This window comes from Hydrogenophaga pseudoflava (assembly GCF_031020795.1).
GTDB lineage: Bacteria > Pseudomonadota > Gammaproteobacteria > Burkholderiales > Burkholderiaceae_C > Hydrogenophaga > Hydrogenophaga pseudoflava_A.
In genome coordinates this window covers 152891-174262 of the sequence record NZ_JAVHJP010000002.1, presented here as the reverse complement: position 1 = coordinate 174262, position 21372 = coordinate 152891, and the positions used below count along the sequence as shown (strand labels likewise).

Below are 21372 nucleotides of genomic sequence, written 5' to 3'. Positions count from 1 at the left end.
GCCATCCTTTCAAAGAGACGCCATTCTGGCGACAGAACAGCGTCCCTCGCCGCCCAAGGGAATGGCGGCCTCAGGACTTCTTTTTGCGCTCCGCCGCGCGCCGCACCTGCCGGCTTTGCTGGGCCAGGTCGCGCTCGGCCCGCTTCGCACGCTCGGCCTCGCGCCTGGCCTTCAGACGCTTGCCCAGCGTGCGCGCCACAAAGAAGGTGAGCGCGAAGCTCGCCAGCATCAGGAACAGGCCCACACCGTCCGTGCTCATCATTCCACCCGGCTGATGCGTTGCGGCTTGAAGCCCAGGTCGGCCGCCTTGCCCTTGCGGCCGCGCGCGGCCCGGGCGTTGTTGAGGCTGCGGATCTCCAGCGTCTCGTCGCGCTCCTTGCCACCGCGGCCGATGCCTTCGATCTTCACGCTGCGCGTGTAGGCGCAGGCGCCGGCCAGCGTGTCCTTGTCTTCCAGGTCGATCAGCATCAGGCCGCGACCGCCCTTCTCCATCAGCTTCAATTCACCGATCTCGAACGTCAGGATGCGGCCGCCGGTGGACGCACAGGCCACGTGGGTGGCCGGCGCCAGCGGCTGGCCACCGGACGCGTGGACCACGTGCGAAGGCGCGCAGATGGTTTCGCCCTCGCCCACGATGATGAAGGCCTTGCCCGCCTTCTGGCGCGAGACCAGGTTCTCGACGGTGGCCAGGAAACCGTAGCCGCCGGTGCCGCTGAGCAGCAGCGTGGCATTGGCCGGGCCGGCGAAGTAGTGCAGCGGCTGCGTGCCGGACTCCAGCTCGATCAGAGTCGTGATGGGCTGGCCGTCGCCCCGCGCACCCGGCAGGCTGGCCACCGGCACGCTGTAGACGCGGCCATTGCTGCCAAACACGATCAGCGTGTCCACGGTGCGGCACTCGAAGGTGCCGTACAGGCCGTCGCCCGCCTTGAAGGCGAAGCTGGCGGCCTCGTGACCGTGGCCGGTGCGTGCGCGCACCCAGCCCTTGCTGGAAATCACCACCGTGACCGGCTCGTCCACCACCTTGATCTCGGCCACGGCCTTCTTCTCTGCCTGGATCAGCGTGCGGCGTGGGTCGGCGAAGGTCTTGGCGTCCGCCTCGATCTCCTTGACCATCAGGCGCTTGAGGCTCGCCGGGTTGGCCAGGATGTCTTCGAGCTTGCCCTGCTCCTCGCGCAGCTCCTTGAGCTCCTGCTCGATCTTGATCGCTTCGAGCTTGGCCAGCTGACGCAGGCGGATTTCCAGGATGTCTTCGGCCTGGCGGTCGGTCAGGCGGAAGCGCTCGATCAGCGCGGCCTTGGGCTCGTCGCTGTGGCGGATGATGCGGATCACCTCGTCGATGTTCAGCAGCACCAGCTGCCGGCCTTCGAGGATGTGGATGCGGTCCAGCACCTTCTGCAGCTTGTGCTGGCTGCGGCGGGTGATGGTGGTCTGGCGGAAGGCGATCCACTCTTCCAGCATCTGCCGCAGGCTCTTCTGCGTGGGCCGACCGTCCAGCCCGATCATGGTCAGGTTGATCGGCGCCGAGGTCTCCAGGCTGGTGTGCGCCAGCAACGCCGTGATCAGTTCCTGCTGCTCGATGCGACTGCTCTTGGGCTCGAACACCAGGCGCACCGGCGCGTCCTTGCTGGACTCGTCGCGCACGCCGTCGAGCACCATCAGCAGGCTGGCCTTGAGCTGGGTCTGCTCCTGCGTCAGCGCCTTCTTGCCGGCCTTGACCTTGGGGTTGGTGATCTCCTCGATCTCTTCGAGCACCTTCTGGCTGCTCACGCCCGGCGGCAGTTCGTTGACCACCAGCTGCCACTGGCCACGCGCCAGGTCTTCGATCTTCCAGCGCGCACGCACCTTGAGGCTGCCACGGCCGCTGCGGTAGGAGTCGGCGATGTCGCCCGCCGGGCTGATGATCTGGCCGCCGCCGGGGTAGTCCGGGCCGGGCAGGATGCTCAGCAGCTCTTCGTCGCTCAGCTTGGGGTTCTTGACCAGGGCCACGCAGGCGTCGGCCACCTCGCGCAGGTTGTGGCTGGGGATTTCGGTGGCCAGGCCCACGGCAATGCCGCTGGCGCCGTTGAGCAGGTTGAAGGGCAGGCGCGCGGGCAACTGCTTCGGCTCCTCAAACGAGCCGTCGTAGGTGGGGATGAAGTCCACCGTGCCCTGGTCGATCTCGTCGAGCAGCAGGCCGCTGATCTTGGCCAGCCGCGCCTCGGTGTAGCGCATCGCCGCGGCACCGTCGCCATCGCGGCTGCCGAAGTTACCCTGGCCGTCGATCAGCGGGTAGCGCTGGGAAAAGTCCTGTGCCATGCGTACCAGGGCGTCATACGCCGCGCTGTCGCCGTGCGGGTGGTATTTGCCGAGCACGTCGCCCACCACGCGGGCGCTCTTGACCGGCTTGGCCGCCGTGTTGCCCGAAAAGCCCAGGCCCATGCGGTCCATGGCGTAGAGGATGCGCCGCTGCACCGGCTTCTGGCCGTCGGACACGTCCGGCAAGGCGCGGCCCTTCACGACCGAGAGTGCGTATTCGAGGTACGCGCGTTGCGCGTAGGCGGCCAGGTTGTCGTCGCCGGGTTCGGCCACAGGTTCGGGAGTGATCAGGTCTTGGGTCATGGGGTCACAAAACGGGGAAAACGGGTGCCATCACGGCATGCCTGCACCGGCGTCGTCAGCCGCGTCCGGGAGGGCGCGGTGGCAGGGGTGCGGCGGCAGGTATCGCCTCGGCCCGCGCCTCGCTGACAGTGCGCGGCGGTTTCAGGCTGAGGTGCAGGTCGGTGACCTTGCGCACGTAGTCGATGGTCTCGGGGTAGTTGGGGATGCGGCGGCCGGCCTTGAGCACGGCGCCCTCGCCCGCGTTGTACGCGGCCACCGCCAGCCGCACATCGCCGTTGAAATAGTTGATCAGCCAAGCCAGGTAGCGCGCGCCGGTCTGGATGTTGGTGCGCGGGTCGGTCAGGCGCTCGCTCACGCTTTGCCGGCCAGTGGCGCGCACACCGAAGCGCTCGGCCGTGTCGGGAATCACCTGCATCAGGCCGACCGCGCCCTTGGGGCTCACGGCCCCGGAATCGAAGCCCGACTCGGTGGCGATCACCGCCTGCAGCAGCTCGAACTCCAGCCCGTGCTGGCTCGCCGCTTCGCGGATCAGATGGCGCACCGCCTTGAACCGGGTGGACAGCTCCATGCGGGTGACGGCCGACGCCGGGGCGAGCAAGGGCCGGCTGCCGCTGCCCGGCCGGGCGATTGGTCCACCCGCGCCGGAGCCCCGATAGAGCAGCTCGTAGCGGGCATGGATCGGGCGGTCGGCGTAATGCGTCACACCGCTCTTGTCGCGGTAGGCCCAGATTTCGGCGTGCGAGGGCGCCGCCAGCGCCACCGCCAGCAGCACACCGCCGAACGCCCGGGCCCGGCGGGACATCACACATCCACCTCCACGGAGTCACCGTGGAGTTCCATGAGTTCGCGGCGTGCAGCCGCTTCGCCCTTGCCCATCAGGCGCGTGATCAGGGCCTCGGTGGCGCCGAAGTCCATGGCCCCCAGCGTCACCTGCAGCAGGCGGCGCGTGTCGGGGTTGAGCGTGGTGTCCCACAATTGCTCCGCGTTCATTTCGCCCAGGCCCTTGAAGCGGCTGATCTGGCACTTCTCGCGGTTCACGCCGTCCTTCTCGGCCTTGTCCAGGATGGCGTGCAACTCGCCCTCGTCCAGCGCGTACTGTTTGGCGGCAGGTTTCTTGCCACGCGCCGGCACATCGACGCGGAACAGCGGCGGCCGTGCCACGTACACATGGCCGGCTTCGATGAGTTTGGGGAAGTGGCGGAAGAACAGCGTGAGCAGCAGCACCTGGATGTGCGAGCCGTCGACGTCGGCGTCCGACAGGATGCAGACCTTGCCGTAGCGCAGACCGGACAGGTCGGGCGTGTCCAGCGGGCCGTGCGGGTCGACGCCGATGGCGACCGAGATGTCGTGGATTTCGGTGTTGGCGAACAGGCGATCGCGCTCGACCTCCCAGGTGTTGAGCACCTTGCCACGCAGCGGCAGCACGGCCTGGCACTCCTTGTCGCGGCCCATCTTGGCGCTGCCACCGGCCGAGTCGCCTTCGACCAGGAACAGCTCGTTGTGGGCAATGTCGCGGCTCTCGCAGTCGGTCAGCTTACCCGGCAGCACGGCCACGCCCGAGCCCTTGCGCTTCTCCACTTTCTGCCCGGCCTTCTGGCGGCTCTGAGCCGCCTTGATGGCGAGTTCGGCCAGCTTCTTGCCGTAGTCCACGTGCTGGTTGAGCCAGAGCTCCAGTGCCGGGCGCACGAAACCGCCGACCAGGCGCACCGCGTCGCGCGAATTCAGGCGCTCCTTCACCTGGCCTTGGAACTGAGGATCCAGCACCTTGGCGGAGAGCACGTAGCTGGCACGGGCGAACACGTCTTCGGGCAGCAGCTTCACGCCCTTGGGCAGCAGCGCGTGCATCTCGATAAAGGCTTTCACCGCCTGGAACAGGCCGTCGCGCAGGCCGCTGTCGTGCGTGCCACCGGCGCTCGTGGGAATCAGGTTGACGTAGCTCTCGCGCACCGGTGCGCCGTCTTCTGTGAACGCCACGGCCCAGGCCGCGCCTTCCCCGTCGGCAAAGCTGTCGTCCTTGGCGTCGGCGTAGCCCTCGCCCTCGAACAGCGGGATCACCGGGTCGGTGGTCAGGGTCTGCTGCAGGTAGTCGCGCAGGCCGCCCTTGTACTGCCAGGTCTGGGTATCCTTGGTCTTTTCGTTCACCAGCGTGACCTGCACGCCCGGCATCAGCACGGCCTTGCTGCGCAGCAGGTGCGTCAGCTCGCCCAGCGGCAGCGCGGGCGAATCAAAGTATTTGGCGTCGGGCCAGGCACGCACCGTGGTGCCCTGCTTGCGGTCACCCTCGCCCTTGGGCGCCACCACCAGCGCTTCGATCACGTCACCCGCGCCAAAGGCCAGCCTGGCCACCTGGCCGTCGCGGAAGCAGGTCACCTCCAGCCGTGTCGACAGCGCGTTGGTCACACTCACGCCCACGCCGTGCAGGCCGCCCGAGAAGCTGTAGGCGCCGCCCTTGCCTTTGTCGAACTTGCCGCCCGCGTGCAGTCGGGTGAACACCAGCTCGACCACCGGCGCCTTTTCTTCGGGGTGCAGGCCGAACGGAATGCCCCGGCCGTCGTCTTCCACACTCACGGAACCGTCGGTGTGCAGCGTGACCTTGATCTTCTTGCCAAACCCCGCCAGCGCCTCGTCGGCCGCGTTGTCCAGCACCTCCTGGATGATGTGCAGCGGGTTGTCGGTGCGGGTGTACATGCCCGGCCGCTGCTTGACCGGCTCCAGTCCCTTGAGGACGCGGATGGAGCCTTCGGAATACTCGTTCGATTGGGTTGCCATCGGGAAATTGTAAGGTGCAGCCCATCAAAAGACTGTATACAAACACAGATTTCCGCCACCGCCTGTCCAGCAATGCCTGGCGCTCATCAATCGGCGCGAGAAATTTCACCACCGCGCGTCCACCCCGCGACGCCTCCGGGATTGCCGGATTCGCTACAGTCCCGGGATGTCCTCAAGCCCCTCCACCTTCGTGCCCCCTGCGCGCCTGTCCACCGCGCAGGTGCTGATCTGCGGCGCCGCCATTGTCACCCTCTCCATGGGCGTGCGCCATGGATTCGGCCTCTGGCTGCAGCCGATCACCCAGGAAATGGGCTGGACCCGTGAGGACTTCTCTTTTGCGCTGGCGATCCAGAACCTGGCCTGGGGCCTGTTCGGCATCTTCGCCGGCATGGCGGCCGACCGTTTCGGCGCGTTCCGGGTGCTGCTGGGTGGCGCTCTGCTGTATGCGCTCGGCCTGGCCGGCATGGCACTCTCGCCCACGCCCTTTGTCTTCATGCTGACCGCCGGCCTGCTGATCGGCGCGGCCCAGGCGGGCACCACCTACGCCGTGGTGTACGGCGTGATCGGCCGCCAGATTCCGGCCGAGCGCCGCTCCTGGGCCATGGGTGTGGCCGCAGCGGCCGGCTCCTTCGGCCAGTTCCTGATGGTGCCGGTCGAGGGCTGGCTGATCTCGGGTTTCGGCTGGCAGCAGGCGCTGCTCATCCTCGGGGCGGCGGTGCTGCTGATCATGCCGCTGGCGCTGTTCCTGCGCGAGCCGGGTTTTGCGGGGGGCACTGCACCACGGCGTGAACAGACCATCGGCCAGGCCCTGCGCGAGGCCTTCGGCTACCGCAGCTTCCAGCTGCTGATGGCGGGCTACTTCGTGTGTGGCTTCCAGGTGGTGTTCATCGGCGTGCACATGCCCAGCTACCTCAAGGACCACGGCCTCTCACCGCAGGTGGCCAGCTATGCACTGGCCATCATCGGCCTGTTCAACGTGATCGGCACCTACGCCGCCGGCGCGCTGGGTCAGCGCCTGGCCAAGCGCCACATCCTGGCCTTCATCTACTTCGCGCGCTCGGTAGTCATCGTGATCTTCCTCTGGGCGCCTCTCACGCCCATGAGCGTCTACGTCTTCTCTGCAGTGATGGGCGTGCTCTGGCTTTCGACGGTGCCACCGACCAACGCCGTGCTGGCCCAGATCTTCGGCGTGGCCCACATGTCCATGCTGGGCGGCTTCGTGTTCTTCAGCCACCAGATCGGCAGCTTCATGGGCGTCTGGCTGGGCGGCGTGCTCTACGACCGGACCGGCAGCTACGACATCGTGTGGTACATCGCCATCGCCCTGGGCGTGTTCGCGGCCCTGGTGAACCTGCCGGTGCGCGAGTCCGCCATCGAGCGCGGCCCGCGGCGTGTGGGGGCGGCCGCGTGAAGCCGCTGGCCGTGCGGGCACTCGCCTGGGCCTCGGTGGCTCTGGTGCTGCTGGGCACGCTGACGCTCTACCGCCGACCGGACTTCCTGGTGAACCTGGCCGACCAGCTCTGGAGTTGTTTCTGATGCACGGCACGGAATCCGTTTCCGCCTGGGTGCAGCGCTGGTCGCACCTTGTGCCGGCCGGCGGCCGTGTGCTGGACGTGGCCTGCGGGGCCGGCCGCCATCTGCGCTGGTTCGCCGGCCTCGGCCATCCGGTGACGGGCGTCGACCGCGACCCCGCGGCCATTGCCGCCGCGGCCGGCACCGGCCACGTGATCCAGGCGGACATCGAAAACGGCCCCTGGCCTTTCGAAGGGCAACGCTTTGACGCCGTGGTGGTGACCAACTACCTCTGGCGCGCGCTGCTGCCCGTGATCGTGGACAGCGTCGCCGCAGGCGGCGTGCTGATCTACGAGACGTTTGCAACCGGTAACGAATCGGTCGGCAAACCGACGCGGCCCGACTTCCTGCTGCGGCCGGGGGAGTTGCTGCAGGCCTGCGCCGGTCTGCATGTGGTCGCCTATGAAAACGGCTTCTGCGACCACCCTGAGCGCTTCGTGCAGCGCATCGCCGCCCTGCGAAAACGCCCGGCAGACGAGACCGTCCCAGCGCGGCACCGCCTCCCTGACTGAGCACCCGCGCTGGGTAGAATGCACGATTCGCGCGCGCGCCGCCGGATCGATTTCCTCCTCCTGTCCGGCGCACAGGCCGGCGCCCCTGATTTGAGCCCGAGAACATGAAGACCATCACCGGCAGCATCGTTGCCCTCGTCACGCCCTTCCACCCTGACGGCAGCGTCGACTACCCCACCCTGCGCAAGCTGATCGACTGGCACATCGCCGAAGGCACCGACTGCATCGGTGTGGTCGGCACCACGGGCGAATCGCCCACGGTCAGCGTCGAGGAACACTGCGAAATCATCCGGGTCTCCGTCGAGCAGGCTGCCCGGCGCGTCCCCATCATGGCCGGCTGCGGCGCCAACTCGACCGCCGAAGCCATCGAACTGGCCAAGTTCGCCCGCGGCGTGGGAGCCGACTGCCAGCTGCAGGTCGTTCCCTACTACAACAAGCCGACCCAGGAAGGCCAGTACCAGCACTTCAAGGCAATTGCCGAAGCCACCGGCGACCTGCCCATCATCCTGTACAACGTGCCCGGCCGCACCGTCGCCGACATGAGCGTCGACACGGCGCTGCGCCTGGCCGCCGTACCAGGCATCGTCGGTATCAAGGAAGCCACCGGCAACATCGAGCGCGCCCAGTGGCTGATCCGCGAAGCACCGGAGGGCTTTGCCATCTATTCGGGCGACGACCCCACCGCGGTGGCGCTCATGCTGTGTGGCGGCCAGGGCAATGTCAGCGTGACGGCCAACATTGCGCCCCGGCTGATGCACGAGCTGTGCGCTTCGGCCATCGCCGGTGACGCGCGCAAGGCCATGGAGATCCAGCGCCGCCTGATGCCCGTGCACAAGAACCTCTTTGTCGAAGCCAACCCGATCCCGCTGAAGTGGGCCATGGAACGCATGGGTCTGTGTGGTGGCACCATGCGCCTGCCTCTGACCCCCATGAGCGCTCCGCTGGAACCGGTGGTCGAGGCGGCGCTCAAAGAGAGTGGCCTGATCTGACCACGCCCCCCAAGGTCCCCAAGACGTCATCCAAGCTGCCCATGTCCATCACCTCCCGCACACTGTCCTCGGGCACCCGCCCCACCCTGTCGCTCCGCTGGGGCGCCGTGGCCCTGGCGGCCTTCCTCGCCACGGGCTGCTCCGTGCTGGAGGAAGACAAGATCGACTACCGCAGCGCCCGCCAGGTCAACTCCCTGGAAGTGCCGCCCGACCTGACCCAACTCAGCCGCGAGTCGCGCTACCAGGTGCCTGGCGCCACCGTGACGGCCAGCGGCTACCAGACTGCCCAGCCGGTCTTGGGTTCGTCCGACACCGCCGCCAGCAAGATCGGTGACGTGCGCATCGAACGCGCGGGCAGCCAGCGCTGGCTGGTGGTGGACCGCCCCGCCGACAAGGTCTGGGGCCCTGTGAAGGATTTCTGGCAGGAGAACGGCTTCGTGCTCACACTGGACCAGGAAACCCTGGGGGTGATGGAAACCGACTGGGCCGAGAACCGCGCCAAGCTTCCGCAGGACATCATCCGCTCCACGCTGGGCCGGGTGCTCGATAGCCTGTATTCGACGGGTGAAAAGGACAAGTTCCGCACCCGGCTGGAGCGCACCTCCTCGGGCGCCACGGAGATCTATATCAGCCACCGCGGCATGATCGAGGTCTACACCGACGCCCGCAAGGACCAGACCATCTGGCAACCGCGCGCGGCCGACCCCGAGCTTGAGACGGAGTTCATGCGCCGCCTCATGGTCAAGCTCGGCGTGTCCGAGGCCCAGGCCAAGGCCGTCACCGCCTCCGCCGCCACCCCGTCTGCCGCCCGTGTGGTCACGGCCAACAATCTGCCGACCGTGCAATTGGAGGATGACTTTGACCGCGCCTGGCGCCGTGTCGGCCTGTCGCTGGACCGCACCGGCTTCACAGTCGAAGACCGCGACCGCAGCCAGGGGGTCTATTTCGTTCGTTACGTACCGCTGGATGCCACCGGCGAAGCGGCCAAGCCCGGCTTCTTCAGCCGCCTGTTCGGCAGCACTCCCACCCAGGCCAAGCCTGTGCAGTACCGGATCGCTGTGCGCAGCAGCGGAACGAACACCACGGTGTCGGTTCTCAATGCCCAGGGCCAGCCAGACACCACGGCCGATGGCCAGCGCATCGTGCAATTGCTGGCCGCCGATCTCAAGTAACGCTGCAAGCCGCCAAAAGAAATGCCGCCCGAGGGCGGCATTTCTTTTTCCAGATGGTTCGGGCCGAGGCCCGAACCGGCCGGGACGGATTACTGAGCGGGCTTGGCAGCGGCCTTGGCAGCTTCGGCGGCCTTGTCGGCGGCTTCCTTGGCGGCGTCGGTAGCAGCAGCTGCGCCAGCCTTTGCGGCGTCGGCAGCGGCACCAGCGGCGTCCTTGGCAGCGTCAGCGGCGGCACCGGCTGCAGCACCGGCGGCTGCAGCAGCGTCCTTGGCAGCTTCGGCCGGGGCAGCGGGGGCTGCAGCCGGGGCTTCGGTGGCGGGAGCGGCAGGAGCAGCAACAGGCGCTTCTTCCTTCTTGCCGCAGGCGGTCAGGGCGATGGCGGCAAGCAGGCTGGCCAGCAGAACGGTCTTTTTCATGGTGATTCCTCAGGATGTGGATAAAACAAAAATTGAATCAACCATAAAAAAACCCGAATCGATGATCCGGGCTTGGTTGACCCAGTCGCTCACCGCTATTAACGATTGCGATCTGGTGCGGAATCATACGCCTGAATTGCAAACCCGTATTTACCCTTGTCAACTTTTTCTTTTTTTGACAGATCGCGTTGCAGAAACACACGCCATTGAGGTGCTTGTCACAAGCCAAGGACCGTCGCAGGAAACGCGGGGCTGCCCTGCTGCCAGCAGGCCCGCAAACGCTCCTGCAGCTGCGTGCGGCGTTCGGGTCTGCGGCTGGCCACCATGAGGCAGTGGCCGATGTCCAGGCGCTCCATGGTCCAGCCCCCGGACCAGATGGCGCTCGGCAGTTCTCCGTCCGAAACCGAGCGACAGGCATGGGCTTCGACGATGTGCGCCCAGGTCGTGCGCCATTGCACCAGCCGGGGGTGTTGTTCGCGCAGACGATCAAAGTCCATGGCCAGGAACTGGAGTTTGCGGCCCCGCGCGGCCCAGGCATTGAGGGCATCAATGACCACCCGCTCCCCGAGCGGCCAGTCGCCGAAATCGGGATCGCTCAGGACGATGTGGGGCCAGCCCTCCCGGGCGGCGGTCTGCAAGGCCAGCCGCACCAGATCCGCAAAATCATGACGACCCTGAATGCGCCCTTCGGGCAGGGCCGGGAGATCGCCAGGTGTCGGCTGCTGCGTCATGTCTCAGTCCTTTTCACCGGGTGGTGGGGCTACCAAGTGGAGCCAGCCGGCCTCGAACCAGTCTTTCAGCAAGGCCTGGGCGTCGACGCTGGCGCGGCGCACCTGCGCCGCGCTCAGGCGGCGCTCATCGGCCAGAACGCGCATGAGGCGCGCATCGGCCCCAGCGGCGCGAAAACTCTCGCCGTTGATGAACAGGTGCCGTGCGTCGTACATCATGCGGGTGCGCCGGTCCAGGTGCAGGGCCGCCCCGGGTTGCCACGGGCCGGAGGGCTCCTCGAACCATACGCGGGGCTTGGGCTCGGTCATCACCTCGCCGAGCGCGCACGCCAGTGAGCCGCGGTCGGCCAGCATGCGCTGCAAGGCATCGGCGGCGAAAGTCTCCAGAGATGGTGGCATCGCGGCCGGGTGGCCGGTGGCTTCCTGTCCGGGGTCGCGGTACAGCGTGTTGTCCTCGAACTCGTCGGCCATGCGCTGCAGCAGCTCCGCAGCAAGCCCGGCGCGCTGGGGCACCCTGAATCCCGCCGAATAGGTCATGCAGTCATCACCGACGGCGATGCCGTCGTGCGCCCAGCGCGGTGGCAGGTACAGCATGTCACCGGGGTTGAGCAGGTGTTCCTGCTCGGGCTCGAAGTTGCTCAGTATCTTCAGCGGAACACCGGGCTCCAGCGACAGGTCCTTCTGCCGTCCGATGCGCCACAGGCGCTGGCCACTGGCCTGCAGGAGGAACACGTCGTAGCTGTCGAAATGGGGCCCAACGCCGCCCCCGTCGGTGGCCCAGGAAATCATCAGGTCGTCCAGGCGCGCATCGGGCACAAAACGGAACCTGCCCAGCAACTCGTGCGCGGCGTCCAGATGAAGATCCACCCCCTGCACCAGCAGGGTCCAGCGCTTCTGTTTCAGGGGTGGAAAGGCCGTGCGCGCAAAAGGTCCGTGCCGCAGCTGCCATCCCGCTGGTTTGTGCACGATCAGGCGGGACTCGACCGACTCCTGCGCCGCCAGCGCGAACAGCTCGGGACGGGTGAGCAGGGGTTGAAAACCAGGGAAGGCGTTGCGGATAAGCAGGGGCTTTTTCTGCCAGTAGCGCTGCATGAATCGGGACGGCGTCATACCCCCCAGCATCTGCGCCGGCAGTTCCACGGAAGGAGCGCCTGCGCTGGAATCGGTGTGTGGTGTCATGGGACAATTGTCGGATGAAAATCACCGAACAATGCGTGGTCGCGCTGACATGGACGCTCAAGGACACACTCGGCGAGGAACTTGATGCGCTCGACGAGCCTGTCGAGTTCCTGGTTGGCGGCAATGATCTGCTGGCCAGCCTGGAAAAGGCCCTTCAGGGCCACGAGCCGGGAGACTCGCTGGACTTGCAGCTGGAGCCGCAGGACGCGTTCGGCGACTACGACGACCACCTGCTCTTTCTGGAGCCGCGCCACCTGTTTCCGGAACACATTGAAGAAGGCATGGGCTTCGAGGGACTGCCGGAAGGCTGCAGCCCTTCTGCACCCAAGGACCGCCTGTTCTTCGTCAGCGACATCTACCCGGACCATGTGGTGATGGACGGCAACCATCCTCTGGCGGGCATCGCACTGCGCATCCGGCTGAAGGTGCACGATGTCCGCGAGGCCGAGGTCGATGAAATCGGCCGGGGCACGCTGGGCACCGGTTTCTTCCGCACGCAGCTGGAGACGCCCGGCACGGGCGACGATCCGCCCCGGACGCCCACGCTGCACTGACGCAGCGTACAGGCCGCTCCGGTCAGCCCCGACCGGTGGAACCGTAACCGCCCGCGCCGCGTTCGCTGGCCTGGGCGAAATCGTTCACCACATTGAAGCGGGCCTGCACCACCGGCACGATGACCATCTGCGCGATGCGCTCCATTGGCTCGATGGTGAAGGCCACGTCGCTGCGGTTCCAGGCGCTCACCATGAGCTGCCCCTGGTAGTCGCTGTCGATCAGGCCGACCAGGTTGCCCAGCACGATGCCGTGCTTGTGACCCAGCCCCGAACGGGGCAGGATCACGGCCGCATAGCCCGGATCGGCCAGGTGGATGGCCAGGCCGGTCGGTACCAGTTGCCAGGCGTTGGGCGCCAGGGTCAGTGGCGCATCCAGGCAGGCCCGCAGATCCAGGCCGGCGCTGCCGGCCGTCGCGTAGGAAGGAAGCTGGTCCGCCATGCGCGGATCCAGCACCTTGACATCAATCTGCATGTTCAGGGTCCTTGGAAGGGGCTCACTGCCCCTTCTTCTCGCTCTTGAGGTCCTCTTCCAGCGCCTTGGCGGGATCGACCTCCTCTTCGGCGGGCGCGGCCGCATCGCCTTCGGCCGGCTTGTCGGCGCCCTCCATGCCCTGGGTCGGGTCCTGCTCCTCTTCCTGTTCGAGGCCCGGCATGTTGTTGAGCATGTCGGTCACGGTCGCGTCGTCCACCTTGGCCGCGGCCTCGATGTTGCCCACCACCAGCGACGGATAGGCCACCACCACCACCACCATGATCAGCTGCAGGATGATGAAGGCGATCGAACCCTTGTAGATCTGCGCCGTGGTCACGGCCGGGATGCGCTGCTTGGTGACCTGGTCGGTGTAATCGTTGCGGGCGGCGACCGAGCGCAGGTAGAACAGCGCGAAGCCGAAGGGCGGCGTCAGGAACGAGGTCTGCAGGTTCATCGCGAGGATGATGCCGAACCAGATCAGCGCCATCTCCGGCGGCGCACCTTCGGGCAGCAGCTCCGGCAGCACCTTGGCCGCCACCGGCGCCAGCATCGGCACCACGATGAAGGCGATCTCGAAGAAGTCGATGAACATGCCCAGCACGAAGACCAGCAGGTTCACGATGATGAGGAAGCCCAGCGCACCACCCGGCAGCTTGTCGAACAGGTGCTCGACCCAGATGTGGCCATCGGCGGCGTTGAAGGTGAAGCTGAACACCGTGGAGCCGATCAGGATGGACAGCACGAAGATCGAGAGCTTGGTGGTGTTTTCGCCAGCCTGCCTCATCAGGTCCAGGCTCAGGCGCTTGCGCGAGGCCGCCATGATCAGCGCCCCAAGAGCGCCCATGGCGCCGCCTTCGGTGGGTGTTGCAATGCCCAGGAAGATGGTGCCCAGCACCAGGAAGATCAGGACCAGCGGCGGGATCAGCACGAAGGTGACCTGCTCGGCCAGTCGGGACAACAGGCCCATGCGGGTGACGCGGTTGACGATGGCCAGGGCCAGGGCCAGCAGCGAAGCGACGGTGATCGACATGATGACCACCTCGTCACCGGCGGCGTCCATCTCGCGCCCGATCATCGGGTTGATGATGGCGTTGTGGTTCTGGGCCCAGAAGTAGCCGGCCACGCCGCAGATGGCCAGCAGCACCAGCAGCGAGCGGTGGCCACTGGCACCGTTGTCCTCGCGGTAGATGCGCGCTTCCTGGGGCAGCGCAGGCACCCAGGCCGGCTTGACGATGGCCACAGCCCCGATGAACAGCAGGTACAGGCCCACCAGCATCAGGCCGGGCAGCAGACCGCCGGCGTACATGTCACCCACCGAGCGGCCGAGCTGGTCGGCCAGCACGATCAGCACCAGCGAGGGCGGGATGGCCTGGGCCAGCGTGCCGGACGCGGTGATGGTGCCGGTGGCGATCGTCCGGTTGTAGCCGTAGCGCAGCATGATGGGCAGCGAGATCAGGCCCATCGAGATGACTGCCGCAGCGACCACACCGGTGGTGGCGGCCAGCAGCGCGCCCACCAGGATCACGGCGACGGCGAGGCCGCCGCGCACCGGGCCGAACACCTGGGCCACGGTCTCCAGCAGGTCCTCGGCCATCCGGCTTCGCTCCAGGATGATGCCCATGAAGGTGAAGAAGGGAATGGCCAGCAGGGTGTCGTTCTGCATGATGCCGAACACCCGCAGCGGCAGGGCCTGGAACAGGTTGGAAGGGAACAGCCCGACCTCCATGCCGATGAAGCCGAAGAACAGGCCTGTGGCGGCCAGCGCGAAGGCCACCGGGAAGCCCGACAACAGGAAGACCAGAAGGCCGCCAAACATCAGCGGCACGAAATTGGTTGCAATGAATTCCATGAGAGTCGCTCCTTTATTGCGCGGCCTTGAGGCGTTGCTGTTCTTCTTCCAGCAGCTGCTGGGCCAGGAGCTCTTCGTCGCTGGGTCCCTCGTGGGCCAACACGTCAGGTCCGCTGCCGGTGAGGAAGGCGATGCGCTTGATGAGTTCGCTCACGCTCTGCAGGGCCAGCAGGGCAAAACCAGCGGGGATCAGGGCGTACACCGGCCAGCGGATCAGGCCGCCGGCATTGGACGACATTTCCTTGGATTCGTAGGCATTCATGAACAGTGGCCAGCCCAGTGTGGCCATCATGTAGCACAGCGGGAAAACGAAGATCAGGATGCCCAGCACATCGACCCAGTTGCGGCCGCGTGCGCTGAACTTGGAGGAGATGAAGTCGATGCGCACATGGGCGTTGCGCAGGAAGGCGTAGCCGCTGCCCAGCATGAACACCGCTGCAAACAGGTACCACTGGATTTCCAGGAAGGCGTTGGAGCTGGTGTCGAAGATCTTGCGCACGATGGCGTTGCCGGCGCTGATCATGGTGGTCGCCAGGATGAACCACATGGCGAGCTTGCCGATGCGCTCGGTCAGCGCGTCGATCAGGCGGGATAGTGAGAGGAGGAATGACATGAGGATCCCCTTGTGTTGAAGGGTGCAGGCGCGAGGGATTCAGAAAAATGTCAGGGTACCCTCCACGCAAAAAAACCCCGTGGAGACGGGGTTCTTTCGCGGAAGGTCCGTGAGGCTTACAGCTTCTGGCGCTGCATGAAGCTGTCGAAGTTGGCTTCGGTGAAGCGGAACCACACGTTGGCATCCTTGCGGAAGGCCGAGTAGTCGGCGTAGATCTTCTTCCAGGCCGGGTTGGTGTCGTTCAGCTCGGTGTAGAGCTCCATGGACTGCTTGAAGGCTTCGTCCATCACGGCCTTGGGGAACGGCAGCACCTTGGCGCCGTTGGCCACCAGGCGCTTGATGGCCTGAGGGTTGCGGGCGTCGTAGCGGGCCTGCATCTCGGTGTGGGCGTAGGCCGTGGCGGCCTCGACGATGGCCTGGTTCTCTTTCGACAGGGCGTTGAAGGCCGCCTTGTTGATGTAGAAGTCGAGCTGGGCGCCGCCTTCCCACCAGCCGGGGTAGTAGTAGTTCTTGGCGACCTTGTAGAAGCCCAGCTTCTCGTCGTCGTACGGTCCGACCCATTCGGTCGCGTCGATGGTGCCCTTTTCCAGCGCCTGGTAGATCTCGCCCCCGGGGATGTTCTGCGGCACGCCGCCCATGCGGGTCAGCACCTTGCCGGCAAAACCGCCGATGCGCATCTTCAGGCCCTTGATGTCGGCCACGGTCTTGACTTCCTTGCGGTACCAGCCGCCCATCTGGGCGCCGGTGTTGCCACCGGGGAAGTTGATGATGTTGTACTTGTCGTAAAACTCGCGGAACAGCTTCATGCCGTTGCCATCGAAGTACCAGGCGGTGAGCTGGCGGCTATTGAGACCAAACGGAATGGCCGTGCCCATGGCAAAGGTGTCGTCCTTGCCGAAGTAGTAGTACGGCGCGGTGTGGCCGGCCTCGACCGTGCCCTGCTGCACGCCGTCCACGATGCCGAACGCGGGCATCAGTTCACCGGCAGGATGCACGGAGACGACGAACTTGCCGCCGGACATCGCGCTGACTTTTTCCGCGAACACTTCGGCTGCACCGTAGATGGTGTCCAGTGCCTTGGGGAAGCTGGAGGCCAGGCGCCAGCGGATGGCGGCCTGCGCATGCACAGCGGGGGCTGCTCCTGCGGCCAGCACACCGGCGATACCGGCGTGCTTGAGGATGGAACGACGATCCATGTTGTATGACTCCGTGGTTGGTACTTCATGCCCGCCCGGAAGGGGTCGGGGACTTCTGCAGTCCGGGCCATTGTAGGAAGGCGCCCCCCCCCATCCTTGGGGGTTTTCCCTCGAAATCAGAGCAGGAACGTGAACGCCTTCAGGCTTTTGCAAGCTTGCTGCATCCAAACCGGGCAGCCGTTCAAAACACCTCAAAAGGGCCGTGAAATTCCTTCACGCAAGCCCCTCAGGCGACAGCCTTGAGGCCTCCAGAGCCGCCCAGCACATCGGCAAAACGCCGCCGGATGGACGACTCGATGCCGGCGGCATCCAGCCCCACGCCAGCCAGCAGCTTGGCCGGGTCGCCATGCTCGATGAACTCGTCGGGCAACCCCAACTGCAGCACGGGCATTGACAGGCGCTCGGCCTGCAGGGCTTCCAGCACGGCACTGCCGGCCCCGCCCATCACACAGCCCTCTTCCACTGTGACGAGGGCCTGGTGGCTCTGCGCCATCTCGCGCAGCAGGTCCATGTCCAGCGGTTTGGCCCAGCGCATGTTGGCCACGCTGGCACCCAGGGACTCGGCGGCCGCAAGCGAAGGATGCAGCAGGGTGCCGAAGGCCAGGATGGCGACGCCGTGACCACGCCGCCGCACCTCGCCCCTGCCGAAGGGCAGACCGTCCAGACTGGCCGGCACCGCCGCTCCCACCCCGGCCCCGCGCGGATAACGCACCGCCACCGGATGGTTCTGGTGGTGGGCCGTGGACAGCAGCTGGCGCGTCTCGGCCTCGTCGGACGGGCAGGCGATCGACATGTTGGGAATGCAGCGCAGGTAGGCGATGTCGTAGGCACCCGCGTGGGTGGCTCCGTCGGCGCCGACCAGGCCCGCCCGATCGAGCGCGAACACCATGGGCAGGTTCTGCAGCGCCACGTCGTGGATGAGCTGGTCGTAGCCGCGCTGGAGGAAGGTGGAGTAGATCGCGACCACCGGCTTCATGCCCTCACAGGCCAGCCCGGCGGCGAAGGTCACCGCGTGCTGCTCTGCAATGCCGACATCGAAGTAGCGGCCCGGGAACTTCTGGTGAAACTCCACCATGCCCGAGCCTTCGCGCATGGCCGGCGTGATGCCGACCAGCTTGGGATCGGCGGCGGCCATGTCGCACAGCCACTGGCCGAAGACCTGGGTGAACGTGGGCTTGGGCGGCGTGGCCGGCTTGACAAGGCCCACGGCGGGATCGAACTTGCCCGGACCGTGGTAGGCCACCGGATCGGCCTCGGCCAGCTTGTAGCCCTGCCCCTTCTTCGTGACCACGTGCAGGAACTGCGGGCCGGAGCCGTTGTCCAGCAGATGGCGAACGTTCTCCAGCGTGGGAATGAGCGAGTCGAGGTCGTGCCCGTCGATGGGGCCGACGTAGTTGAAGCCGAACTTCTCGAACAGGGTGGCCGGCACCACCATGCCCTTGGCGTGCTCCTCGAGCCGCTTGGCCAGTTCGAACAGCGGCGGCGCACCCTTGAGCACGGTCTTGCCCACGTTCTTGGCGGCGGCGTAGAACTGGCCGCTCATGAGCTGGGCCAGGTAGCGGTTGAGCGCGCCCACGGGCGGCGAGATCGACATGTCGTTGTCGTTGAGCACCACCAGCAGGCGGCCATGCTCGACGCCGGCGTTGTTCAGCGCCTCGAAGGCCATGCCGGCGGTCATGGCACCGTCGCCGATGATGGCCACCGCGTGGCGGCTCTGGCCCTTCATCTTGGCGGCCAGCGCCATGCCCAGCGCGGCCGAGATGCTGGTGGACGAGTGGGCAGTGCCGAAGGTGTCGTACTCGCTCTCGTCGCGGCGCGGAAACCCGCTGATGCCGCCGAGCTGGCGCAGCGTGTGCATGCGGTCGCGACGACCGGTCAGGATCTTGTGCGGGTAGGTCTGGTGGCCCACGTCCCAGACGAGGCGGTCTTCGGGCGTGTTGAAGACGTAGTGCAGCGCCACCGTGAGTTCCACCGTGCCCAGGTTGGAGCTGAGGTGCCCACCGGTTTTCGAGACGCTCTGCAGCACATGGTCGCGCAGTTCGTCGGCCAGGGGGCGCAGCTGCGCACGCGGGAGGCGCCGCAGGTCGGCCGGAGATTCGATGGTGGACAGCAGGTTGCTCATGGGGCAGGTGTTTCGCAGAAGGGCGACTGTTCCGGGTTCAGGAGGCGCGGCGACCGACCCAGTCGGCCAGGGCATGCAGGGTGTCGGTGTGGGCCAGGCCGCTGGCGGACAGCGCGCGGTGCGCCTGGTCCAGCACCTCGTCGGCGTAGGCCTGGGCAGCCTCCAGCCCCATGAGCGACACAAAGGTGGGCTTGTCGGCGGCGGCGTCCTTGCCCGCGGTCTTGCCCAGTGTGGCGGAGTCGGTGGTGACGTCCAGGATGTCGTCGACCACCTGGAAGGCCAGGCCGATGCACGAACCGTAGATGGACAACTGCCGCAGCACAGCGGGGTCCAGGGCAGCGGTGGACGCGCCCATCATCACGCTGGCCTGCAGCAGCGCCCCGGTCTTGAGGCGGTGCATGCCCTCCAGGGCTGTCTGGTCCAGCGCCACGCCGACGCTCGCCAGATCGACGGCCTGCCCGCCCGCCATGCCGCAAGCGCCGGCCGCGACGGCCAGCTGGCGGCACAAGCGGGCCGACAGCGCGGCGGGCATCGACCCGTCGTCGGGCACCAGCAGTTCGAACGCCAGGGCCTGCAGCGCGTCACCGGCCAACAGAGCCTGGGCCTCGCCGAACTTCACGTGAACCGTGGGTTTGCCCCGTCGCAGCACGTCGTTGTCCATGCAGGGCATGTCGTCGTGCACCAGCGAATAGGCATGAATGAGTTCCAACGCACAGGCCGCCCGCATGGCCACCGCAGGCTCGCCTTGCGCGGCCTCGCAAGCCGCCAGCACCAGCAGCGGGCGCAGGCGCTTGCCACCGTCCAGCACCGCATAGCGCATGGCCAGCCCCAGTCCCGCCGGCGCACCGGCCGGCACCCAGTCCGACAGGGCTTGCTCCACAAGCTCCTGCTGGCGCACCCGCCAGGCCACGAACGCGGCGCTGTCCGACAGGCTGGCGCTCATTGGCCGTCCCAGGGTTTGGGCTCGCCGTTTTCGAGCACCTGAATCTGCTGCTCCACCGCCTCCAGCCGGGCACGGCAGTACGCGAGCAACTCCGCTCCCCGCTGGTAGCGTCCCAGCAACTGGTCCAGCGGCAGCTGACCAGCGTCCAGCTGGGCGACCAGCTGCTCCAGCTCCTCCAGCGCGGCCTCGTAACTGGCCGGGGTGGCAGACGCCTCGGCCGAGCGGCTGGATCGGGAGGGCTTTGAGGGGGTCGGAGAGGTCATTCGCTGAGGTCGGTAACGGGCGGCTGACACCCGACGCACACCCTGCAGGAGGCAGGGCCAGCGCGCGATTTTATCCTTCGGCCGGGGCATTCTGCAGCCCTCGCATGGCACCGGAGGCCCCGGGGTACAATCCCGCCTCTTTTTTGTTCAACTGACGGGCCTTGCACGCCCGGAGGGACGCAGCACTTCACCCATCCCGCGCAGATCGTTCACTCGTTCAGGCGCTTCACCCTGCCCCTTCATAGGGGGAGTCTTTAGGTCAGGACCACCATGTCTGATTTGAGTCTTCAATTGCAGCAGGCCGCAAGCCAATTGCCGGTTTCCAGCTACTTCGACGAGGCATTGTTCCGCAGGGAACTTGAAACGATCTTTCAGCGCGGGCCCCGCTATGTGGGGCATGCCAACGCGGTTCCGGAGCCGGGCGATTACTTCGCCCTCCCGCAGGAAGGGGAAGGCCGGGCGCTGGTGCGCACTGCCCACGGCGTCGAACTCGTATCCAACATCTGCCGCCACCGCCAGGCGGTGATGCTCAAGGGTCGAGGCAACCTGGGTCAGAACGCCAAGGGTCACAGCGGCGGCCACATTGTTTGCCCGCTGCACCGCTGGACCTACAGCGGCGGCCAGTCCGCCAACAGCGCGCTCGGGACGCTGCTGGGCGCACCGCACTTCTCGCACGACCCCTGCGCCGACCTCAAGCGCTACCCGCTGCGCGAATGGAACGGCCTGCTGTTCGAGGACAACGGCCGCGACATTGCCGCCGACCTCGACGGAATGGGACCCGCGTCCACGCTCAGCTTCGAGGGCATGGTGCTGGGCCACGTGGAGCTGCACACCTGCCACTACAACTGGAAGACCTTCATCGAGGTTTACCTGGAGGATTACCACGTCGTGCCCTTCCACCCCGGCCTGGGCAACTTCGTGACCTGCGACGACCTGCAGTGGGAATTCAAGCCCGAGTACTCGGTGCAGACCGTGGGCATCCAGAACCTGCTCAAGTCCGGCAGCGCCACCTACCAGAAGTGGCACGAGGTGCTGATGAAGTACCGCAACGGCGAACTGCCCGCCCAGGGCGCGGTCTGGCTGACCTACTACCCGCACATCATGGTCGAGTGGTACCCGCACGTACTTACCGTCTCGACCCTGCACCCCATCAGCGCGGACAGGACGCTGAACATGGTGGAGTTTTACTACCCCGAAGAAATCGCCGCCTTCGAACCGGAGTTCATGGAGGCGCAGCGCGCGGCCTACATGGAGACCTGCATCGAGGACGACGAGATTGCCGAGCGCATGGACGCGGGCCGCAAGGCGCTGTTCGAGCGCGGTGACAACGAGGTCGGCCCCTACCAGAGCCCGATGGAAGACGGCATGCAGCACTTCCACGAGTGGTACCGCGGCCGCCTGGGCGATGCACTGAAGGGCTGAGAC

The 21372-nt window shown here is 66.6% G+C and carries 21 protein-coding genes; 7 read left to right on the top strand and 14 right to left on the bottom strand.

From position 1 onward, the window contains the following. Positions 1 to 70 precede the first annotated feature (70 nt). From RCO38_RS06525 to RCO38_RS06510, 4 genes are read right to left on the bottom strand one after another with little or no spacing between them, the layout of a single operon-like run. Entirely contained in the window at positions 71 to 259 is a 189-nt protein-coding gene (locus RCO38_RS06525; RefSeq protein WP_308327508.1) for a hypothetical protein, read from the bottom strand. Beyond that, entirely contained in the window at positions 259 to 2598 is a 2340-nt protein-coding gene (parC, locus tag RCO38_RS06520) for a DNA topoisomerase IV subunit A (protein WP_308327507.1), read from the bottom strand. Before parC ends, RCO38_RS06525 begins: the two co-directional genes overlap by 1 nt. Positions 2599 to 2653: 55 nt before the next feature. Beyond that, positions 2654 to 3400, bottom strand: coding sequence for a lytic transglycosylase domain-containing protein (locus RCO38_RS06515; RefSeq protein ID WP_308327506.1), 747 nt, complete (start codon positions 3398 to 3400; stop codon positions 2654 to 2656). After that, positions 3400 to 5367 carry a DNA topoisomerase IV subunit B gene (locus RCO38_RS06510; RefSeq protein ID WP_308327505.1) on the bottom strand — a complete coding sequence of 656 codons (1968 nt, stop codon included), beginning with the start codon at positions 5365 to 5367 and terminating at the stop codon, positions 3400 to 3402. The genes RCO38_RS06515 and RCO38_RS06510 overlap by 1 nt, the downstream gene beginning before the upstream one ends. 166 nt (positions 5368 to 5533) lie before the next feature. Between RCO38_RS06510 and RCO38_RS06505 the strand changes: the two genes are divergently transcribed. From RCO38_RS06505 to bamC, 5 genes are all read left to right on the top strand, one after another. Beyond that, positions 5534 to 6778 (top strand): MFS transporter, encoded by a 1245-nt coding sequence (locus RCO38_RS06505; protein WP_308327504.1) that lies wholly within the window; start codon positions 5534 to 5536, stop codon positions 6776 to 6778. Then, a complete protein-coding gene (locus RCO38_RS06500; protein ID WP_308327503.1) occupies positions 6775 to 6903 on the top strand; it encodes a hypothetical protein in 129 nt (42 codons plus the stop codon). The genes RCO38_RS06505 and RCO38_RS06500 overlap by 4 nt, the downstream gene beginning before the upstream one ends. After that, positions 6903 to 7451, top strand: coding sequence for a class I SAM-dependent methyltransferase (locus RCO38_RS06495; protein ID WP_308327502.1), 549 nt, complete (start codon positions 6903 to 6905; stop codon positions 7449 to 7451). The genes RCO38_RS06500 and RCO38_RS06495 overlap by 1 nt, the downstream gene beginning before the upstream one ends. A 104-nt stretch (positions 7452 to 7555) precedes the next feature. Then, on the top strand, positions 7556 to 8440 hold the full coding sequence (dapA, locus tag RCO38_RS06490; RefSeq protein WP_308327501.1) for a 4-hydroxy-tetrahydrodipicolinate synthase: 885 nt from the start codon (positions 7556 to 7558) through the stop codon (positions 8438 to 8440). 41 nt (positions 8441 to 8481) lie between these two features. Beyond that, positions 8482 to 9612: an outer membrane protein assembly factor BamC gene (gene bamC, locus RCO38_RS06485; RefSeq protein WP_308327500.1), complete on the top strand. Its 1131-nt coding sequence runs from the start codon at positions 8482 to 8484 to the stop codon at positions 9610 to 9612. 89 nt (positions 9613 to 9701) lie between these two features. Here the strand turns inward: bamC and RCO38_RS06480 are convergent, their stop codons facing one another. The 3 genes from RCO38_RS06480 to RCO38_RS06470 form a co-directional block, all read right to left on the bottom strand. Beyond that, complete coding sequence (locus tag RCO38_RS06480) at positions 9702 to 10028, bottom strand: hypothetical protein (protein ID WP_308327499.1); 327 nt, start codon at positions 10026 to 10028, stop codon at positions 9702 to 9704. A 218-nt stretch (positions 10029 to 10246) separates the two neighbouring features. After that, a complete protein-coding gene (locus RCO38_RS06475) occupies positions 10247 to 10759 on the bottom strand; it encodes a hypothetical protein (protein ID WP_308327498.1) in 513 nt (170 codons plus the stop codon). Positions 10760 to 10762: 3 nt separating this feature from the next. Then, complete coding sequence (locus RCO38_RS06470; RefSeq protein WP_308327497.1) at positions 10763 to 11935, bottom strand: JmjC domain-containing protein; 1173 nt, start codon at positions 11933 to 11935, stop codon at positions 10763 to 10765. A gap of 14 nt (positions 11936 to 11949) precedes the next feature. Here RCO38_RS06470 and RCO38_RS06465 point away from each other — a divergent pair, with 14 nt between their 5' ends. Next, the gene (locus RCO38_RS06465; RefSeq protein WP_308327496.1) at positions 11950 to 12489 is read left to right on the top strand and encodes an FKBP-type peptidyl-prolyl cis-trans isomerase; all 540 of its coding nucleotides are present in this window, start codon (positions 11950 to 11952) and stop codon (positions 12487 to 12489) included. Positions 12490 to 12511: 22 nt separating this feature from the next. Here the strand turns inward: RCO38_RS06465 and dut are convergent, their stop codons facing one another. The 7 genes from dut to RCO38_RS06430 form a co-directional block, all read right to left on the bottom strand. Beyond that, a complete protein-coding gene (dut, locus tag RCO38_RS06460; RefSeq protein ID WP_308327495.1) occupies positions 12512 to 12961 on the bottom strand; it encodes a dUTP diphosphatase in 450 nt (149 codons plus the stop codon). Between the two features lie 22 nt (positions 12962 to 12983). After that, on the bottom strand, positions 12984 to 14810 hold the full coding sequence (locus tag RCO38_RS06455) for a TRAP transporter large permease (RefSeq protein ID WP_308327494.1): 1827 nt from the start codon (positions 14808 to 14810) through the stop codon (positions 12984 to 12986). A gap of 13 nt (positions 14811 to 14823) precedes the next feature. Next, on the bottom strand, positions 14824 to 15423 hold the full coding sequence (locus RCO38_RS06450) for a TRAP transporter small permease subunit (RefSeq protein WP_308327493.1): 600 nt from the start codon (positions 15421 to 15423) through the stop codon (positions 14824 to 14826). 116 nt (positions 15424 to 15539) lie between these two features. Then, positions 15540 to 16619, bottom strand: coding sequence for a TRAP transporter substrate-binding protein (locus RCO38_RS06445; protein WP_308327492.1), 1080 nt, complete (start codon positions 16617 to 16619; stop codon positions 15540 to 15542). Positions 16620 to 16845: 226 nt separating this feature from the next. Beyond that, a complete protein-coding gene (gene dxs, locus RCO38_RS06440) occupies positions 16846 to 18741 on the bottom strand; it encodes a 1-deoxy-D-xylulose-5-phosphate synthase (protein WP_308327491.1) in 1896 nt (631 codons plus the stop codon). A 37-nt stretch (positions 18742 to 18778) separates the two neighbouring features. Next, complete coding sequence (locus RCO38_RS06435; protein ID WP_308327490.1) at positions 18779 to 19684, bottom strand: polyprenyl synthetase family protein; 906 nt, start codon at positions 19682 to 19684, stop codon at positions 18779 to 18781. Continuing rightward, positions 19681 to 19947, bottom strand: coding sequence for an exodeoxyribonuclease VII small subunit (locus RCO38_RS06430; protein ID WP_308327489.1), 267 nt, complete (start codon positions 19945 to 19947; stop codon positions 19681 to 19683). The genes RCO38_RS06435 and RCO38_RS06430 overlap by 4 nt, the downstream gene beginning before the upstream one ends. Positions 19948 to 20217: 270 nt before the next feature. On the opposite strand from RCO38_RS06430, the gene RCO38_RS06425 reads away from it, so the two are divergent. Next, on the top strand, positions 20218 to 21369 hold the full coding sequence (locus tag RCO38_RS06425; protein ID WP_308327488.1) for an aromatic ring-hydroxylating oxygenase subunit alpha: 1152 nt from the start codon (positions 20218 to 20220) through the stop codon (positions 21367 to 21369). Positions 21370 to 21372: the final 3 nt, after the last annotated feature.

Bases quoted from the DNA above. Each gene is read 5' to 3' on its own strand.
- RCO38_RS06425 (WP_308327488.1), top strand. From the start codon at position 20,218: ATGTCTGATTTGAGTCTTCAATTGCAGCAGGCCGCAAGCCAATTGCCG.
- parC (WP_308327507.1), bottom strand. From the start codon at position 2,598: ATGACCCAAGACCTGATCACTCCCGAACCTGTGGCCGAACCCGGCGAC.
- RCO38_RS06435 (WP_308327490.1), bottom strand. From the start codon at position 19,684: ATGAGCGCCAGCCTGTCGGACAGCGCCGCGTTCGTGGCCTGGCGGGTG.
- RCO38_RS06495 (WP_308327502.1), top strand. From the start codon at position 6,903: ATGCACGGCACGGAATCCGTTTCCGCCTGGGTGCAGCGCTGGTCGCAC.
- RCO38_RS06475 (WP_308327498.1), bottom strand. From the start codon at position 10,759: ATGACGCAGCAGCCGACACCTGGCGATCTCCCGGCCCTGCCCGAAGGG.
- RCO38_RS06505 (WP_308327504.1), top strand. From the start codon at position 5,534: ATGTCCTCAAGCCCCTCCACCTTCGTGCCCCCTGCGCGCCTGTCCACC.
- dut (WP_308327495.1), bottom strand. From the start codon at position 12,961: ATGCAGATTGATGTCAAGGTGCTGGATCCGCGCATGGCGGACCAGCTT.
- bamC (WP_308327500.1), top strand. From the start codon at position 8,482: ATGTCCATCACCTCCCGCACACTGTCCTCGGGCACCCGCCCCACCCTG.
- RCO38_RS06430 (WP_308327489.1), bottom strand. From the start codon at position 19,947: ATGACCTCTCCGACCCCCTCAAAGCCCTCCCGATCCAGCCGCTCGGCC.
- dxs (WP_308327491.1), bottom strand. From the start codon at position 18,741: ATGAGCAACCTGCTGTCCACCATCGAATCTCCGGCCGACCTGCGGCGC.
- RCO38_RS06450 (WP_308327493.1), bottom strand. From the start codon at position 15,423: ATGTCATTCCTCCTCTCACTATCCCGCCTGATCGACGCGCTGACCGAG.
- RCO38_RS06470 (WP_308327497.1), bottom strand. From the start codon at position 11,935: ATGACACCACACACCGATTCCAGCGCAGGCGCTCCTTCCGTGGAACTG.
- RCO38_RS06480 (WP_308327499.1), bottom strand. From the start codon at position 10,028: ATGAAAAAGACCGTTCTGCTGGCCAGCCTGCTTGCCGCCATCGCCCTG.
- RCO38_RS06525 (WP_308327508.1), bottom strand. From the start codon at position 259: ATGAGCACGGACGGTGTGGGCCTGTTCCTGATGCTGGCGAGCTTCGCG.
- RCO38_RS06510 (WP_308327505.1), bottom strand. From the start codon at position 5,367: ATGGCAACCCAATCGAACGAGTATTCCGAAGGCTCCATCCGCGTCCTC.
- RCO38_RS06455 (WP_308327494.1), bottom strand. From the start codon at position 14,810: ATGGAATTCATTGCAACCAATTTCGTGCCGCTGATGTTTGGCGGCCTT.
- RCO38_RS06445 (WP_308327492.1), bottom strand. From the start codon at position 16,619: ATGGATCGTCGTTCCATCCTCAAGCACGCCGGTATCGCCGGTGTGCTG.
- dapA (WP_308327501.1), top strand. From the start codon at position 7,556: ATGAAGACCATCACCGGCAGCATCGTTGCCCTCGTCACGCCCTTCCAC.
- RCO38_RS06515 (WP_308327506.1), bottom strand. From the start codon at position 3,400: ATGTCCCGCCGGGCCCGGGCGTTCGGCGGTGTGCTGCTGGCGGTGGCG.
- RCO38_RS06465 (WP_308327496.1), top strand. From the start codon at position 11,950: ATGAAAATCACCGAACAATGCGTGGTCGCGCTGACATGGACGCTCAAG.